We start from the raw sequence: 18,058 nt of genomic DNA, 5'->3' as shown, positions 1-18,058 counted from the left end.
CTTAAATCATAGATAATACAAACTTACTGACTAATACTTGGGTACAAAAATACTTATCTTATCCTAAATTCCGGCTCAAAGATTGAAAGAACAAATTTCGAAACATGTTTGTGACACAGTCTGTTAATGAGGTACGAATTTAGCGGTTGTCCTCGCAGTAAGCCTCAGGCTTACAAGAGTATCTTGCTACCCCGACCATTTAAAGCCAAAATCATGTTTCTCCACCCTCCTCTACTATGATAAACTTTACATATGAAAAAAATTACTGATATTTTACTAGAACTCAATAACGCTTCAGTCCAACGTGATTCCAAGCTCATCCTTAACAGAATTAACCTTAAAATAGCAATAAATGAACAAATTGCTATACTGGGGCCCAATGGTTCGGGGAAATCAACACTTATAAAACTTATTACAGGAGACATCAGACCACTCTATCACGCGAATAACCCAATTAAATTATTAGGAGAAACCCATTGGGTGCTTTCCGAATTACGTCATAAAATTGGACTAGTATCTAATGAACTGCAAGCCAATTATCAACGTAAAGCCTCTGGGCTAAATATCATTTTGTCTGGATTTGATGGAAGTATTGGCGTCTTCAATCATAACTTTAGTAAGACACAACTACAAAAAGCAAAAGAAATTAGTAAAGTTCTCGAAATTAGCCATCTTCTAGAACAAACAATTAACAATATGTCCTCGGGAGAAGCAAAACGATTTCTGATCGCCAGAGCGCTTGTACACAATCCACAAATGCTTATCTTGGATGAGCCAACTAATTCACTTGATATCAAAGCGCAATCCATAGTAAAGGCTAGCATTCAAAATTTAATAATCAAAAAACAAGGGCTCATTATGGTAACTCATCAACTAAGCGATATTCTACAGGAATTTAGCAGAGTGATTCTTATAAAAAACGGCAAAATTGTTGCAGATGGGCCACGCAGTATAGTCTATACTGCAAAAAATATTTCAACACTATTTGACATGGATATTGATTCTACTCTTCAGCAATCAGCTTCTTGCAATTTATATTAGCACTTAATTATTAACAATTTGCGGAATATTTATTCTGTCTAAATAGGATACAACTGTATCCTATTTAGACAATTTAGTTATTTTGTAGCATCTACCTCTGGGACAACAACTGTCACAGGTTTTTCGATTACTTTTTTAACCTTTTCTTCAACTAACTTAGGGGACTTAACTTCCTTAATAACCTTAACATCTTTAGTTACTTTAGCATCCTCGGTTACCTTTATATCACCAGTCACTTGAACATCAACACTGACTTTCACTGGAACCTTAACCTCAACAACTTCTGCTTTTTTTGCAGCAAATCCAAAAGAAACCAAAACAAACAAACTTAAACTTAGAATTACTATCTGCTTTTTCATTTCACTCACCTCCTTTGTATCATGCTATTTTCTAATTTATTATTTTACACCCGACTGCAACTAATAAGAAGATAATTTAAAAATATCTTCAATGGTATAATAGCAACTATGATTACTCACATTACTGTTCCTGCTTTTGAAAATAAAACAAAAACCTTAGTTCATTATGGTAAGGAATATTTGCCAACACTTATTGAAACCTTCCCATTAGAAACTTTTCATACCAAAACGATTGCCGCCCTTATAGGCATCCTAGCCGAAAACAGTAAACATAATAACAATAATCCTATAGACGTAACTATTTCTACCGACAATGACTACCTATACATTGATGCTGATGATAGCGGACCGGGATTCGAGGCTCCAATATTAGTTAGCATTAAAGAAAAATTTTCCACATATAAAAACAGCAAAGGGAAAGGGCTTTTTTCTCTAATTATCATAATAATTTCTTGTAACGGAACACTCTCTATCCAAAGCAAAAAAAGAAAAGAAGCATATTCTTTTCAACAACGACTTAATAACAATCCCAATCAAATTATGCTCGATGAATTAATCTCTGCTATTAAAATACCTTATCAGACTGAAAACGCAAAAGGATTGCAAATAAAAATTTTTATTCCCTTAAAAAATATCAAAAAAGCTACAGCTGAGATTAATTTAGATTCCTATACTAACTTATAAATCAACTATCTAAAAACTCTTTTAAACGTGTTGATAAACCTCTAATGTTATGAATTAACTTAACATTCATATCTGTTGCTTGAGTAAGATCAAAGGCAGAGGCGGTAACTTCTTCTGCAATGGAATTATTATCTGTAGCGATATTACTTATTTCCTTTGTCTCAGACAGCATTTGCTCTGTACTATTTTGTATTAAATCTAGTTCTTCTATACTCTTGGAAAAAATGGCAGAAACATCCGTCGAACTCTCAGCAATTGCTCTTGAAGAATCAGCCAAAGATTTAATCGAAACAGAATTTTCATCTACTGAAGCAAAAAGTTGTTCTGTAATACGCATAACGCTGTCAAAACTACTGGACATACTTTCCGAAGAGGTATAAATATTCTCAACCATACTAACGGTATTATCAACGGCATCAATGATATTAAGTAAAGCAATTTTAGCATTCTCTGTCTGGGCGACACCGTGCTCAACTTGCTCATTACTCTTATCCATTGATTGTGCTGCTTCTTTAGTGATATTTTGTATTGTATATAACAAATCTGCTATTTCTTTTGTTGCCTTGCCAGATTTCTCAGCTAATTTTCTAACCTCGTCTGCAACAACCACAAATCCAACACCAGCTTCTCCAGCTCTAGCTGCCTCTATCGCAGCATTAAGTGCCAATAAATTCGTCTGGTCAGCAATATCATCGATAATATCAATAATATCCTCAATCCTCCTAGAATATTGAGATAAATCACTAATTTTTTTAGAAGAATCAGCAACTATTTTTTTAATATCACTCATTTCTTGATAAATATTTTCAACGCTTATTTTACCTTTTTCAGCAACTTCAGAAGAAGCTATTGAACTGTTATAAACATTCTTTGTGTTATCTTTTATTTTATTAACTGCTTCTAATGTTCCTGTCATGTTCTCACTGGTTAACTCTATCTTGTCTCTTTGTATTTGAGCGTTCTCATTTAAAACTTGTATTAGCTGACTAGTATTCTGCAACGCAATCGTATTGTTTTGAACACTTTGATTCTGAATTTTCACGTTATCATTAATATTTTTAACGCTCTGACCAACCTGATCAATTGCCCCAGTAACTGTTGATAATCTATCCGTCTGTGACATCGCACCTTTAGCTACCTCAAACAAAGCCGTTGTAAGTTTATGAAAATTGCTAGAAATCTCTAAAACATTTTTTTCTAAAGAATCAAGATTGGCATGCAAATCATCTGACAAACTACTTGATTTATGCACGAACTCTTTAAAATAATTTACTAACCGTACATACTCTTTTTGTAATGGCAAAAAAGTATTACAAATTTCAAAACTTGGTTCATACCTAACAACATTATCACATAAGGCAGTCATCTCTTTGGAAAACCTTTTAACATCATTCGAAACTCGTTTTTTCTTGATGATGACATAAGAAGTAACAGCAAAAACATACCCAAACAAAGACAAAACAAATAGCCATAACATTATTTTTTGGTCTACTACTGTTTCTTTTGCAACTGAGTCAGTTCCAATTATAATATCGCTGCCTTCTAAAAGTTTAGCTACCGCAATCTTCCTAACAACTACACCATCCTCAGCTGATGAATAATAAATAATTGATGCTTTACCTACGATTAATGCTTCATTGATTAACGTTAATAAAAAGGGATTTCCTTTCTGATCCTTAAATTCAGCTAAAGATAATTTACTAATGTAATAGCTAAGGGGATGATAAAGAACTCGTTCATCCTTATCAATAGCCCAAAAATATTTACTTGAGGTTTTAAAGTTTTTTATTAAGCTTAATTTAGCATCTATATTATCAATTTTATTTAAAGCAGTTTCTAAAGAGTTTGTTTGCTCAAACAACTTTTCCACAATTATCTCGTCCAAGATGATACTGTTACTAGAGTTTAAATGAGAAACAATAATAAGGGTTAAAAAAAATGATGCTAGTACAAAAAAGATTGGAATAAGGTAATAAAGAGCCCTTTTATTATATGCTTTTTTTATGTTCAAAACTTCCCCCCACTACAAGACAAAAAGTATTCGTCTATATAATTTATATTTTAGTCAATAAAAGATACTCTGACAATGCTTCTTGCCATTCTCTTATCGAATACCCCAAAGCTTTTTTTAGTTTAGAATTATCCATGATGCTAAACTTCGGTCGTTCTGCCTTTGTAATGTATTGCTCGCTGCTAGACTTAGTTAAATTAACAGACATCTTTTGTAATTCAAAAATCTTCTTAGCAAAATCATACCAACTACAAGCACCATTATTAGTTGCATGAAAAACTCCGCTGATGTTTTTATCAATCAGCTCCATCGTCCAAACAGCCAAATCCTTAGCAAAAGTGGGGCTTCCAAATTGATCATTTACAACTTTTATATCTTTACCCTCACGAGCCAATCTTATCATCGTTTTAACAAAATTATTACCATATTCACCATAAAGCCAAGCCGTCCTTAACAACAAATACTGTTTATCTACAAGGACTCTTCTCAAATGCTCTTCGCCTTGCAGCTTACTTTCACCATAAACACTTTTGGGTCCAGTTTTATCATTCTCTACATAAGGGATTATTCCATCACCAGGAAAAACATAATCAGTCGAAAAATGAATAAATTTAGCATTAAGACTTAACGCCAATTCAGCTAAATTTTTAACACCTTCACTATTTACTGCAAAGGCAGTCAACTTATCATCTTCTGCTTTGTCTACAGCTGTATAAGCTGCACAATTTATGATAACTGTTGGAGCATATTGTTCTACGACAGCTAATGTCTGTTTATTAGTTATATCTACATCTTTTATAGTGAATTCAGAGTATTCTTTCTTTCTTATCTTACATAAAGAAACAAATTCACTCCCCAACATCCCATCTGCACCAATAATTGCAATTCTCATTTCTAGCTCCTTTTCATCCTCTTCAGATAACGTTGTTTTCCTTTTTCTTTTTTTTCATTAACTCCATCTAGGTAAGTATTTTCGATTAAACTTTCTTCACTTTTTTTATTCTTTCTTGGTGAGTATTTATTAATAATAATTTCCTTATATTTAAGCCTTACCTTTAAAAAACCTGAGTCTCCAATTTCCATTGTATTCTCACCCTTAATAATATCGACCCACTTATCTTTGTGCGCATATAAAGTTTTCATAACAGATTCCCTTAATGCTCCCGTTCCTTTACCATGAATTATCACCAGCTCCGTTACACCAGAAGAGGTTAGCAATTCTCTCTCAAGAATCAACTCCGCTTGTTCGCAATATAATCCATGCAAATCAATCTCTCTTCTACTCATAACTTAATTTTTTTCCTTTTCTCTTATTAAATCAAACATGCCGGGAAAGAGCTAATTCTAGCCCAACCAATGGCTTAACTTTTCCAGCCTTAATGTCGAAATCTAATTGATGTAGTTCAGACAAGAAAGATTTAGCTTCAGAGAAACTCCAACCTTTAATATCTTTTGTTAAATTCTCTAAATAAAATCTTTTCTTATTTATTCGTGTAGCTAAATCATCTAAAAAAGAATAATTAGTACTTTTAAGTAATAATATAAGCCTTAAATGTGAAGATATTCCACCAATTAAAGCGATAATGTCCTCTGGCTTATTGGTTTCAAAAACATATTTATATAAGATTTTATCTTTCTTTCTTAAAGCCTCAAAAATATCAAGAATACCTTTTTCTCCTAATGTTGATAATTCCCTTACATCTTTTTCACTTATAGCCTTATCGGGAAGCACATAGGTCTCCATTCTCAACAAATTCGATTCGATAGACCACAAGTCAGTACCTACCAACTCAATTAACAGCTCCGCTGAGGCTCTATTAATACTAAATCCTCTTATTTTTTCTCTACTTAAAATCCAATCAACTACTTCGCCTTTCTTCCAAATGCTAAAGGGCTCAAAAGATTCGCTTTCAGAATTTTTTAACAAGAATTTAACAAACTTTTTTCTTTTATCAGGTTTTCCCCTATAAATAAAGACAATATCATGAGCCGTTTGCTGTTCATATAACAATTTCTGAAAATACTCTTCATAATCTTCTCTAACCTTAGGAAGACCTTTATAAACAATCATTTTCTTTGCTGAGAATAACGACATCGAGGAAAAAGCATCGATAAACTTCTCGATCTGATCACTTTCTGAAAATTCCTCATAAGAGTAATCACCATTCTTTGTTACAAATTCTTCTTTTAGCTCCATAGCTCTTTGAGTTAATAATAACGTTTCTTCACCATACAAAAAGCGCATCTATGCTTCCTCTACTTCTACTTCAGAGAAACCAATATCCTGTTGAGAGGAAATTTCTGCTAAATACTTTGAAACATTTTCTATGATTTTATCCAAAAACCTACTCTCTTCGTCAGACAAATTGCCTAAAGTTTTAGACTTAAGTGCTTTTAGAAGGTCAAGAGAATCAATCGCTCCTTGGAAATCAACCTTTTTCTTTTGCAACAAATCTCCTGCTTTTCCAAGTTGTTGCATGGCAGTCATGTTTAAAGTATAAACTAATGACTCGAAAAGAGTTTTCTCTCTTTCTATACTGTCATCTACATCCATCAAAGAAGCCCTTCAGCGTCTAGCTGTTCCATAATTTCATCACTAATGTCAGCATTGTGATAAATATTCTGCACATCCTCATGATCATCAACTCTGTTGATCAAATTCAAGAATTTTTCTGCTGTCTCTTTCTTTTTAATAGGAACAGCTAAAGAAGAAATCATGGTTAATTCAGAAGTCTCCGCTTCTAGTCCATGCTCATCTAATGCAGACTTAACATCTACAAAACTTTCAAAATCACAAATCACCTCAATTGAACCATCCTCATTGGTAACGATATCTTCTAAATTATAATCAAAGGTACATTCTAAAATTTGGTCTTCAGTGGCTTTGCCTTTCTCAAAAACAAACAAACCTTTCTGTGTAAACATATAAGACACAGCACCCTTTTCAGCCATATTCCCACCTGACTTAGAAACAATAGTCCGTATCTCTGGCATTGTTCTGTTTTTATTATCTGTGGCACATTTAATAATAACCGCTACGCCATCTTGAGCATATGCTTCATACATAACTTCCTCGATTTCATTACCAGCTCCGCCACCAACTGCGCGTTGAATAGCTCTATTAATGTTATCATTTGGCATGTTTTCTGCTTTCGCTTTTTGAATAGCCATCCTTAATCTTGGGTTATTCTCTACCTCTGCACCACCAATCTTCGCAGAAATAATTATTTCTTTAGCTAATCTCGTAAAAATCTTACCTCTTTTTGCATCCTGAGCACCTTTACGGTTCTTAATGTTCGCCCACTTACTATGTCCTGACATATCTACTCCTTTATTAATAATTGTAATAATTATCGTGATATTAGTAATTATAGCGTTCTCAAGATTGAAAGGTCAAAAGGTTAAGGAATAATAGGACCAAATTATTGCAATATTGCCTAGTAGTTATCGATAATTTAATATAGTCACTGCACACGATGTAACTATATACTTCAAAAATATATAAAAATAATTGGGAATATTAAAACTTCTGCTCGATAACTTAATATGAAAGCAAACAAACAGGAGGTGAGTAGGATGAAAATAATAGAACTAGCTTTAAAAGTAAGAAACTTTCTTTTCCTACAAACAGCACCAGCTACAGGAGACGAAACAAAAAAAATATTCTCCTATGACACCGCTTATAGTCATAAAGAAGGAAATAAAAAGTTTTATACCATTAGCTATGTGCACAATAGAGATGTTGTCCCGAAAATAGCTATACGACAGGCCAAACAAATCAAGCATACAATAATCTAAACGCACCCCCCTCGACCCCCCTCGAAGCGTTTAGATATTGATACTTCAAAGGAGCGTTCCCCCCAACGCTCCTTTTTAATGCTCTGAAACACCAAAATTTATCAATATATCTTGTCTGCAATAAGCAAAGCAATTAATCGATATATTAGATATATTACGTTATCTAAACAACCCTCTTCCCCCCAACAACGTTTAGATAGCGTAGTCTAAGAAGGGATGTCTCCCCCAGGACATCCCTTCAAATAAAAAAGACCTGCTTAAAGCAGGTCTTTTTTATTAATGCTAATATTCTTAAATTTATCTTAAACGGGAGAGGTTATTGTTTCGTACAGTTCCACATATTTCTTAGCTGATGCTTTCCAAGAAAAATCACCATTCATCGCATTATGCCTAATCTTCTGCCAGGCCATCTCATCATGATAAACCATTAAAGAGTTTCTGAGTGACTGTAACAACTCTTCACTGTTGTATCCAGAAAAAACAAAGCCATTCCCTCTGTCGTGTTCAAAGTCTTTAGCAAGATCAAAATCAATAATAGTATCGGCTAGACCACCCGTCTCTCTCACTATAGGGATAGTTCCATACTTCAAACTAATTAACTGACCAAGGCCACAAGGCTCAAACCTCGATGGCATTATAAAGAAGTCCGAACCTGCATAAATAAGTTGTGCTAACTTAGCATCATATTTCAAAACTACTTTAAACTTGTTAGGATACTTCGCTTCTAATTCTTTCAAAGATACATGATAGAGAGGATCACCTGTTCCAAGAATTACTATCTGAATGTTTTGCTGCAAAAATTGCTCAAAAATCTTGCTTAAAATATCAAACCCTTTTTGTTCAGCAAGGCGAGAAACTATCCCATAAACAGGAGTGTTTTTCTTATACTTAAGCCCAACTTCTTCAAGAAGCGCTTTTTTATTATCGTCTTTACTCTGAATTGTCTCCCATGAATATTTAACAGGGATTAATTTATCTTTATCTGGAGAAAAAACCGAATAATCGATACCATTTAAGATTCCAGACAAATCATCTTTTCGATTAATCAACACGCCCTGAAGTCCACATCCATATTCTTCAGACTGAATTTCTTTACTATATCTCTCACTAACAGTATTAATCTTATCAGCGTAACAAAGTGCTGCTTTCATAAAATTTACTTTTCCCCAAAACTCTAATTTATCTACTGAAAAATAATCCCAACTTAAGCCTGTTTTATCCATGATTTGTTTATCAAAAACTCCTTGATAAGCCAAATTATGGATAGTGTACAAGGACTTAACTCCCTGAAAAAATGGATCTATCTTAGAATATTCTTTTAAATATACAGGGATTAGACCTGTTTGCCAGTCATGACAATGGACAACATCTGGCTTCCAATTTAAACGTTTCGCTAAAAGAAGAGCAGCTCTGGAAAAATAAATAAATCTTTCAGCGTTATCTGGATAGTCTTTATCCGCTTCTCCATACAGGCCAGCTCTATCATAAAGCTGATCATTTTCTAAAAAATAGATAGGTGTTTTAGAGCCAGGAATCATAGCTTTATAAGCAGCGCCATTAATAGAAGCTTTGCCTATATGAACTTCTAAATTGGAAACTTCTAGCTCGGCATCATAATCTGCTTTATTTATAATTCTATATCTAGGCATTACCACAATAACTTCATGCCCAAGCTTGGTTAATTCCTTTGGCAAAGCTCCAGCTACATCAGCTAGTCCACCAGTTTTCGCAAAAGGTACAACTTCTGAAGCTACAAATAAAATTTTCATAACAACTCCCCCTATCTTTAGTCTTTTATCTTTTCCCATTTGAACCCATAGATTCCCGCCTACGCGGGAATGACTATGTCAACTGAGTTTCTAATCATCTAATCATCTTTTATCTTTTATCTCTTAAGATCTGCTGTTTGATACACTGTGTAATCAATGTTTGGAAATATATTATCCTTAGATTCCAGATCAGCTAAATAATTAGTATCGATGCCATTCCCCAATATCATATCGTACAGATTGTTAAATCTTGTGACATGACTCTTTGTTCTTCTATTAGCATACTCCACCATAGTTCCTGTTTTCATTATAAATGCCCAGTCAGAGCTCTGTGCAAGCAACACTTCTCTAGCCGCCTGATTTAACGCTCTTCTTAACACATCGTCAGCATAGGTAAACTTATTGGCTAGCTCAACCATTCTGTCAGCTATTTTATGCAAATGAGGATATACCCAATCATTGCTTCCTTCTAGCCAAACTTCGTTATAACCTTTATTTCCCCAACTAGACATAGATGGTGTAACAACCTGATTTGTAGGATTATCTTGTAAGTACTCATAAGGGCTTATCAGTTTTACTGTATCTTGATCATAATAGGCCTTACGAATAAGATTCTCTAAAAACTTAGGACCTTCAAACCACCAATGACCATACAATTCAGCATCATAAGGAGAGATAATTATAGGCTTTTTACCACCCATTACATCATACAAATACTCTACTTGCTTCTCTCTATTAAAAAGAAAGTTACTGGCATGTTCTGCTGCTGCAGCTTCTGCTTGGAAATGATTGTAAGGCTGTTTAGTATCTGTTTTACCAGTAATCTTATAATACTTAATGCCCGTATGTTTTCTAATCCCATCTGGGTGAATATAATCTTTGATATATTCCATATCTAAATCAAAACCAACATCTCGATAGAAATCTCTATATCTTTGATCTCCTGGATAACCTTCTTCAGCACTCCATACTGACTTAGAGGACTCCATATCACGACCAAAAGCAGCTACTCCATTTTTAGTGTAAACAGGGGCAAAAACTCCATATTTTGGTCTTGGATTACCATGCAAAATTCCGTGAGTATCCACAAAAAAGAAACTAATTCCTGCCTTCTTTAACTCTTCTTCATCGCCTGGATTATAACCACATTCAGCTAACCAAATTCCTTTTGGTCCTCTTCCGAAATGTCTCTTATAATCTTCCGTTGCTACTTTGACCTGAGCATGAACTGCTTCACGATTACTTTCCATCAAAGGCAAAAACCCATGAGTAGCAGTACAAGTTATAATTTCTAACTTGCCTATGTCCTGAAAATATTTAAAACCATTTATGAGATTTTTTTTATATTTTTCCACAAAAACATAGCGGCTATTCATAAAAACACCTTTATACATTTTGGCTGTTTCATGAAACTGAGGAAGATACTTAGTGCGATCAATTTCTTTATCACTAAGCTCTATCAATTGTTCAATATGGTGAATATATTTATCCTGTAACACCATATCAGAAAACATCCCAGCAAGAGGAGGAGTTATAGACATAGTAAGTCTAAAGTCTACCCCATCATTAACAAGCCTATCCATCATATTAAGTAGCGGTATATACGTTTCTGTAATTGCCTCAAAAAACCAATCTTCCTCTAAAAAAGAGGCATACTCTGGGTGCCGTACGTATGGCAAATGAGCATGCAGTACTAGTGCTAAATATCCTTTTTCCATAATTAAATTATCCTTTCGTCCTGACTTTTTCCTGTTCCATAAATCGAATCACTTTTGGAGTGACCTCTTCTACCATCTCACCACATTTCGAGACAGCACGCACTTGGAACGGATATTCCCCATTAGGAAGAGCCATATGCAATCGAAATCTTCCTTCTTTATCAAGTTTTATAGCCTCACCATTAATAGTTAACTCTTTAGCGTCTACCTTGGTTTGACCATAAACAATAAGTTCCGTATCTACCCATAACCAAAAATCCTTCTGATTCTTCACTAACGAGTGTGAAGACAAGGAATGAGAAGACAAAGACTCTGAGCTTAAGCTAACTGTTGGAAGCTTAAAATCATAAGGTCTATCAACTCTTTCTGTAACAGTAGCTGAATTTAATTGATATCTCTTCATATCATATCCACCAGAAAGTCGATATAACTCACTATAAATATTCTTATTATTATTAAAATCAATCATCATCCATTCTTCATCATAAAAATCACTTACAGAATCTCTAGGTGTTTCAATAATGTTAGACCTAGCAATACGGATAAACTTACCACTAGCATGTATCTTCATGCCGATTTCAGCACAATAGCTCCTATTTGCCGTGACAGAGAAATACCAATTTCTAGAATAACCAACGTTAAGTTCCTGCTCACTCCAAGCATTAGCGCCATTAAAGTCAATATCCGTTACATCATACAACTTCAACAATAAATCAAAGCCACTTCCAGCTAAACCAGCTTCTTGAAGTAATCTTTGTTGCGTTTTTTGTGTTGTTTCCCAGTAAATATGTATATGAGTAGGATCCACCACCATAGCAATTACTTTATCGTCACCATATGCATGAGGTACATGATAAGAGTCATTCATCGTATCATATTTGTTATAAGTATTTTCTTGTGGTTGTTCAACAACAGTTTCTTCTTTTTTGTCTTCAACTTTAATAGCCGCCTTAGTCTTAGGCTCTGCCTTATTATACTTGGAGGCATGAACAGCCTCTCTATCTTTAGCGGAATCCGCGTCAAGCTGACGACTCTTCTCTTGTTCATCCAAAATATTTTCAGTCTTGGGGTCAAAGTCTTTTTTCTTTTTAGCAATTTCCTCAAGTATAGAGGCAACCAACTTTGGTTTTGCCATTCTTGTTCTATATTTAACATCCAACTCTGTTGCAATATCCAGCAACTCGAATTTAGTTAATTTATTTAGCTGTTCCTCTTCATATATCATTTTGAACCCCTTTCGGTCTATACGACCTTGACGCTATTAATGCCGCCAACCCCATTTTCTAAAAATCTTTCTGCTCCTGGATCGTTTATCCATTCACCATCGACGATGAATTTGTATTGATGCTCGCCTTCTGACAAAATTACTCTAGTCAACCACTCGCCCTTTTCGTTCATTTTCATTTTCTTTTTAATTGGATTCCATTTATTAAAGGTACCAACAAGAGAAACATCTTGAGCCTGAGGTGCATAAAATTTAAACTGAATTTTTCTTTTCACTTCTTTTTTTTGTACCTTTTTTACTACTTTTTTCATGTTACTCACCTACCTTGTATACAGATTATACATCTCAACAATAGGCTATACAATAAAAATTGGCTTATTCGAGTCCATTATATATGCATTTTTGCTGTTTTGTGTCCATTTTACGTCCGAGCCTCACTCGGCGGACTGTTTTTATTCTTTAGAAGCTTGGCGTAGTCTAATGCCTAGCTCTTTGAGCTGTTCAGCAGAAACTTCACTCGGAGCGTCAGAAAGCGGACAACCAGCACTTTGTGTTTTAGGAAAAGCAATAACATCTCTGATTGAAGCAGAGCCAGTCATTAACATTATCATTCTGTCTAAGCCTATAGCTAAGCCACCATGTGGAGGAGCGCCATACTCTAAGGCACTTAATAAGAAACCAAACTTCTCTTCTGCTTCTTTTGGTCCAATGCCGAGTAATTCAAGAATTTTCGATTGCATCTCTGCCTGATGAATACGAATTGACCCACCACCTAGCTCGCAACCATTAAGAACGATATCATAACCTATTGAATATAAAGATAAAGGGTCAGCATCTAACTCTGATAAATCCTTAATGTCTGGCTTAGTAAAAGGATGATGTAATGCTTTTAGCTTTCCCTCTGACTTCTCAAACATAGGGAAATTAGTCACCCAAACAAATGAATATTTCTGTTTTGGTACAATCTTCAACAATTCTGCAATTTCCAACCTTAGCCTACCTAATACATCATTTGCAACAACTACACTGTCCGCGATAAAAACTAAAACATCGCCCGGTTTGGCATCAAATTGTTCCATGGTTTGCTTAAGTTGATCAGCATTAAAGAACTTAGTAATTGGTGAGGTGTATTCATATTTACTTATATCATCTGGCGATTCTGGTCTAACTGTTATATACGCCATTCCTTTGGCTCCATGTTTTTGAGAAAAAGTGATTAAATCATCCATATTCTTTCTACTTAGAGAATGACCATTTTTAACATTTAAGCCTTTAACCATACCTCCACCATTAGCAATCTGGTTAAAAACCTTCAATTCAATATTCTTACAAATATCTGTAATATCCACTAATTTTAAATCATAACGCATATCAGGTTTATCACTACCATAAAAATTCATGGCATCATCATAGGTAATTCTGTTTATAGGAAGAGCAACTTCTTCACCAATAACTCTAAAAGCTTCTTTGATGACTCCTTCGGTTAAAGCAATAACATCATCTTGTTCAACAAAACTCATCTCTAAGTCTATCTGTGTAAACTCTGGCTGACGGTCTGCGCGAAGATCTTCATCTCTAAAACATTTAGCTACTTGATAATACTTTTCAAAACCACTAACCATTAATAATTGCTTGAATAGCTGAGGTGATTGAGGAAGAGCAAAAAACTTACCAACATTAACCCTACTTGGGACTAAGTAATCTCTAGCACCTTCTGGGGTACTCTTATTAAGTATTGGAGTTTCTACTTCATAGAACCCCTCTTTGTTTAAATGATTTCTTATTGCAGCTGTAACATTATGTCGTATTTTGAATTTATTTAACGAGGTTTCTTTCCTTAAATCCAGATATCTATATTTTAGTTTTAATGTTTCATCCACCTGATCATCATCAGCAACACTGAAAACTGGTGTTTTACTAGTATTTAATATATCTACTATTGTACACTCAACTTCTACTTCACCAGTAGGCATATTAGGATTAACAGTTGCGTCTGAACGCGTAATAACTTGACCTTTAACAGCTAGAACATACTCACTTCGGATGCTTTCAGCAAGTTGATGGGACATACCTGCCTTGGAAGAATCGAAAGTTATCTGGACAATACCACTTCTGTCTCTAAGGTCTAGGAAAATTACTCCACCATGGTCCCTACGACGATTAACCCATCCGTTAAGAATAACTTCCTTACCAATGTCTGACCGTCTAAGTTCTCCGCAATTTATGGTTCTTTTAAGCATAGGCTATAGTATATAGTGAAAGGTAAAAAGTGAAAAGTGGAAAGTGAAAGGAAAATTCTATAATAAACCCAAATGACAAATGACAAAATCCAAATAAATACTTAAATCTCAAATCAAGAAAAATTCAATTTCAACTATTTATTTAATTATTTGTCATTATCTGATTTATTTGACATTTGAGTTTTGACATTTGTCATTCTATTAATGGATCCGTAATTCCTGCTTCTGCAAAACCTTTAGCTCTAAGTTTAATCAAATCAGCGATTTTAGTTTATCGTAAAGTTTATCAAAAACCGACATATTCTTCTTAACATTATTATAAACACTAATAGCTATCGGATAATTATAAGTGTGACTAGTTAGGTTTCTTGCCATAAGAAGTTCCAGAAAAACTGCTTCATCTTCTATATAACCCATTCTATATGCTTTTTTAATTGCTTCTCTAGGTGAATTTGCATCTTCTCCATAATCTTTTATAACCATTCTTATAGACTTCCAAGCATTTTCAAAAGTAAATTCAAAACGTTGAATTGCAGCATCTAAAACTATGCTATCTTCATTAATATCTCTTTGCATTACTTCCTTAAGTCGTTGAAGAGAATCTGTAAAATTACCTAATTGATTATTTATTTCTTGATTCATATTAATACTCCAGTTTGATCAATGTTACTTTTAAAAAAATCATTCAAACGATGATAATCAGAGATATCTATAGTCCTTAAAGTATCCAAATTATCAATTTTTTGTTCTATTGAAAACAACTTAACTGCAGGAATCTCTTTATCTATTTTAATACATATATCAAAATCCGACACTATCTTTGCTTTTCCATTAATACGAGAACCAAACAAATAAGCTTTTGCTTCAGGCAACTCAGAGATAATAATTTCTTTCACGTTACTAATAATCTCTGCATCTGTTAAAGGAATAACTTGTATCATTACAATATTATAACTTTCATTTGCTCACTAGTTCAATGGATAACTGGAAGAATGGAGGATATAACCCTAAGTCGCACTAACGAAGGCCATCTTCCTTGATAAGGGAGCCACTAAATAATCTTTGTGACTAAGATAAAAAGAGGGTCTATAATCCCTGCTTCAGCGAATCCCTTTGCCCTAAGCTTACATGCAGGGCACTCTCCACATGGAGGTCGTTGACCTTTATAACAAGTGTGGGTGTATTTCATAACATCTAATACGCCAAGCTCTTTTGCCATAAGGACTGTATCTTTTTTGTCTTTATCTACAAGAGGTGTATGAATAGTAAAATCAAAATCCATACCCAAAGAAATCGTCTTTTCTAATGACCTCATCGTTTCTCTGCGACAATCTGGATAGCCACTGTAATCAACCTGAGAGACTCCTAATATTAAATCCTTAATCCCTTTAGTGTAAGCATACCCAGCAGCAAGTGTTACAAAAATTAGGTTTCTTCCAGGAACAAAGGTTGTAGGAAGCCCTGTTGTCTTATTAATAACAATTTCTTCGTCTTTAATCATGGCATTATCAGCTAACTGCTCAAGTGCTGTTACTCTTACTAACTTATGAGGGACTCCAGCTATTTCAGCAACTTTCTTGGCTGATTCAAGTTCTACTTTGTGTCGCTGTCCATAATCAAAGGTAATGGCCTCTACTGAGCCAAACTTCTTCTTAGCCCAAAACAAAGTAGTAGTTGAGTCTTGTCCACCAGAAAGTATCATTAATGCTGTAGTCATGGGGATATTATAACATGTGAGGGAATTTAGTCTTCGTACAACTCGCCTGATTTATCAAGCTCATAAAAGGCCTTCAAAATCTTATCCCTAGCTTCTCTCGCTTCAGTAAGATTCTTTGAGTTCCATAGTTCCTTAAGCAAAGGCATATACGTTTGCTTAGCTGAAACACTAACTATTCTATTTCCGAGGAACTTTCTGTCTCTAATGAAAAGGTCTGACAAATCATATTTCGCACAAAGGATAAGTCTTAGTGTTTTTGATGAACGAAGCTTAATAAACTCTATCGCTTCATGATACTTCATATCGCCAAGTTCTGTTCGTTTTGGGTCCATCATTCTATTAATCATTGACCTATTAACAAAATAAGAAACATGGCCTTCCTTTAATGCCGCTACTTCAGGATAATTAGCATGCATACCAAAAAAATCATTCAACTCTGAGGTTTCGCCACTATCAAAAACTTTCTTCTTAAATTTTTCAATAAGTTCTGGCTCTAAATTATACTTTTCTAATAAACCCTGTACATCCTCTTGTTTTCTATTTCCAACATAATAATTTGCTATCTCTAAAGCAACACTAATCAACACATTTGATGATAATTTACTTACTTTAGAAATATATCTGTATGCATCCAAAAATGCTAAACGACGAGCGACATAGCTAATATATTGCGGACTAACTGTAAGCTTTGCTTTGTTACCATTGATATCTTCGTAATAGTTATCCCTCTCAACAAAAGAAGCTCCATAAGCAGAAAACACTTCTGCATTTCTTTCAACTTCATTAACAACTTTCAAATCAGCAACAGAAAAAAAATAACCACTTCTTTTGGAATATCTACTTTGAACTTCTTGACTCCTAGTAGGATGAGTATGATTCCAAGAAAATATAGCTTTCTGACCGAAAACGGGCTTAACCGGTTCTGATAATATTAAAGCTTTAAACACATCTGTGTCGATGTTTATCTTAGATTCATTAATATCTTCCCTATAATACAAATAATCCTCGGTCTCTTCTATTATGTTTAATAAGTAATTATATAACTCTGGTATCAGAGTATCTGCTCTACTTAAATCATCCTCACTTAAATCACTTCTTAAAGTACATGCTTTGTAGACATTACCATCAGAATTTACAATATCTTGAGTTATACAAAAATCATTAACCCAAGAATCAATATCTATCGAAGACAAATTAGCAAAATCTGATATGTATTGTCTGAACTCAACTATACTCAATCCTCTTTTAATACTAAGCAAGGAAATTTCCTGTCTATCATCAAACATATCTACTGTAGATAAAAAGTCGCGAAATATAAGATTATCGCATCTTCTTAAACCTTTAAGCATTTTTTGCAATTCATCAATTCTTTGCTGAAATACACTATTACCTATAGATATTTGTTCTTGGAAAAAATTGATTATTGGCTTAAGTTCTTGATCCAAAAGCGAACCAATTCCAGAAGGATATGCTAAAGAAATAATTTTAGCATTCAT

General features: G+C 34.1%; 19 protein-coding genes. 3 read left to right on the top strand and 16 right to left on the bottom strand.

The genetic code is table 11. The annotated features are described in order from the left end of the window. Positions 1-252: 252 nt before the first annotated feature. Positions 253-1,041 (top strand): ATP-binding cassette domain-containing protein, encoded by a 789-nt coding sequence (locus tag PHF25_00500; protein MDD4526498.1) that lies wholly within the window; start codon positions 253-255, stop codon positions 1,039-1,041. Positions 1,042-1,118: 77 nt separating this feature from the next. Here the strand turns inward: PHF25_00500 and PHF25_00495 are convergent, their stop codons facing one another. Continuing rightward, positions 1,119-1,400, bottom strand: coding sequence for a hypothetical protein (locus PHF25_00495; GenBank protein ID MDD4526497.1), 282 nt, complete (start codon positions 1,398-1,400; stop codon positions 1,119-1,121). Positions 1,401-1,508: 108 nt separating this feature from the next. Between PHF25_00495 and PHF25_00490 the strand changes: the two genes are divergently transcribed. Next, complete coding sequence (locus PHF25_00490) at positions 1,509-2,084, top strand: hypothetical protein (GenBank protein MDD4526496.1); 576 nt, start codon at positions 1,509-1,511, stop codon at positions 2,082-2,084. 1 nt (position 2,085) lies between these two features. Here PHF25_00490 and PHF25_00485 read toward each other — a convergent pair whose 3' ends face one another. The 6 genes from PHF25_00485 to PHF25_00460 are packed head-to-tail and all read right to left on the bottom strand — an operon-like array spanning position 2,086 to position 7,416. Next, on the bottom strand, positions 2,086-4,095 hold the full coding sequence (locus tag PHF25_00485) for a methyl-accepting chemotaxis protein (GenBank protein ID MDD4526495.1): 2,010 nt from the start codon (positions 4,093-4,095) through the stop codon (positions 2,086-2,088). Between the two features lie 43 nt (positions 4,096-4,138). Then, complete coding sequence (gene rfbD, locus PHF25_00480; protein ID MDD4526494.1) at positions 4,139-4,987, bottom strand: dTDP-4-dehydrorhamnose reductase; 849 nt, start codon at positions 4,985-4,987, stop codon at positions 4,139-4,141. A gap of 2 nt (positions 4,988-4,989) precedes the next feature. Beyond that, on the bottom strand, positions 4,990-5,382 hold the full coding sequence (locus PHF25_00475) for a Smr/MutS family protein (GenBank protein MDD4526493.1): 393 nt from the start codon (positions 5,380-5,382) through the stop codon (positions 4,990-4,992). A 31-nt stretch (positions 5,383-5,413) separates the two neighbouring features. Next, on the bottom strand, positions 5,414-6,340 hold the full coding sequence (holA, locus tag PHF25_00470; GenBank protein MDD4526492.1) for a DNA polymerase III subunit delta: 927 nt from the start codon (positions 6,338-6,340) through the stop codon (positions 5,414-5,416). After that, positions 6,341-6,649: a DUF1844 domain-containing protein gene (locus tag PHF25_00465; GenBank protein ID MDD4526491.1), complete on the bottom strand. Its 309-nt coding sequence runs from the start codon at positions 6,647-6,649 to the stop codon at positions 6,341-6,343. Then, positions 6,649-7,416: a YebC/PmpR family DNA-binding transcriptional regulator gene (locus tag PHF25_00460; protein ID MDD4526490.1), complete on the bottom strand. Its 768-nt coding sequence runs from the start codon at positions 7,414-7,416 to the stop codon at positions 6,649-6,651. Before PHF25_00460 ends, PHF25_00465 begins: the two co-directional genes overlap by 1 nt. Before the next feature lie 255 nt (positions 7,417-7,671). On the opposite strand from PHF25_00460, the gene PHF25_00455 reads away from it, so the two are divergent. Next, positions 7,672-7,893, top strand: a complete 222-nt coding sequence (locus PHF25_00455; protein MDD4526489.1) for a hypothetical protein — start codon at positions 7,672-7,674, stop codon at positions 7,891-7,893. Between the two features lie 302 nt (positions 7,894-8,195). On the opposite strand, the gene glgA is transcribed toward PHF25_00455, so the two are convergent. The 9 genes from glgA to PHF25_00410 all read right to left on the bottom strand — a co-directional run bounded on the left by glgA (position 8,196) and on the right by PHF25_00410 (position 18,058). Further along, positions 8,196-9,662 (bottom strand): glycogen synthase GlgA, encoded by a 1,467-nt coding sequence (gene glgA, locus PHF25_00450; GenBank protein MDD4526488.1) that lies wholly within the window; start codon positions 9,660-9,662, stop codon positions 8,196-8,198. 116 nt (positions 9,663-9,778) lie between these two features. Next, complete coding sequence (locus tag PHF25_00445) at positions 9,779-11,380, bottom strand: DUF1957 domain-containing protein (protein ID MDD4526487.1); 1,602 nt, start codon at positions 11,378-11,380, stop codon at positions 9,779-9,781. 7 nt (positions 11,381-11,387) lie between these two features. Next, positions 11,388-12,605, bottom strand: coding sequence for a DUF4912 domain-containing protein (locus tag PHF25_00440; GenBank protein MDD4526486.1), 1,218 nt, complete (start codon positions 12,603-12,605; stop codon positions 11,388-11,390). Between the two features lie 17 nt (positions 12,606-12,622). After that, on the bottom strand, positions 12,623-12,916 hold the full coding sequence (locus PHF25_00435; protein ID MDD4526485.1) for an isoamylase early set domain-containing protein: 294 nt from the start codon (positions 12,914-12,916) through the stop codon (positions 12,623-12,625). A gap of 141 nt (positions 12,917-13,057) precedes the next feature. Next, on the bottom strand, positions 13,058-14,845 hold the full coding sequence (gene aspS, locus PHF25_00430) for an aspartate--tRNA ligase (GenBank protein MDD4526484.1): 1,788 nt from the start codon (positions 14,843-14,845) through the stop codon (positions 13,058-13,060). Between the two features lie 252 nt (positions 14,846-15,097). Further along, complete coding sequence (locus tag PHF25_00425) at positions 15,098-15,487, bottom strand: HI0074 family nucleotidyltransferase substrate-binding subunit (protein ID MDD4526483.1); 390 nt, start codon at positions 15,485-15,487, stop codon at positions 15,098-15,100. Then, the gene (locus PHF25_00420; protein MDD4526482.1) at positions 15,484-15,786 is read right to left on the bottom strand and encodes a nucleotidyltransferase domain-containing protein; all 303 of its coding nucleotides are present in this window, start codon (positions 15,784-15,786) and stop codon (positions 15,484-15,486) included. The genes PHF25_00425 and PHF25_00420 overlap by 4 nt, the downstream gene beginning before the upstream one ends. Before the next feature lie 110 nt (positions 15,787-15,896). Continuing rightward, positions 15,897-16,562 carry a 7-cyano-7-deazaguanine synthase QueC gene (queC, locus tag PHF25_00415; protein ID MDD4526481.1) on the bottom strand — a complete coding sequence of 222 codons (666 nt, stop codon included), beginning with the start codon at positions 16,560-16,562 and terminating at the stop codon, positions 15,897-15,899. Positions 16,563-16,588: 26 nt separating this feature from the next. After that, positions 16,589-18,058 carry a hypothetical protein gene (locus PHF25_00410; GenBank protein ID MDD4526480.1) on the bottom strand — a complete coding sequence of 490 codons (1,470 nt, stop codon included), beginning with the start codon at positions 18,056-18,058 and terminating at the stop codon, positions 16,589-16,591.

The organism is Candidatus Margulisiibacteriota bacterium, from assembly GCA_028706105.1.
Taxonomy (GTDB): domain Bacteria; phylum Margulisbacteria; class Riflemargulisbacteria; order GWF2-35-9; family DYQY01; genus DYQY01.
The sequence above is the reverse complement of the archived record's forward strand: the minus strand, read 5'-3'. Positions and strand labels throughout refer to the sequence as shown.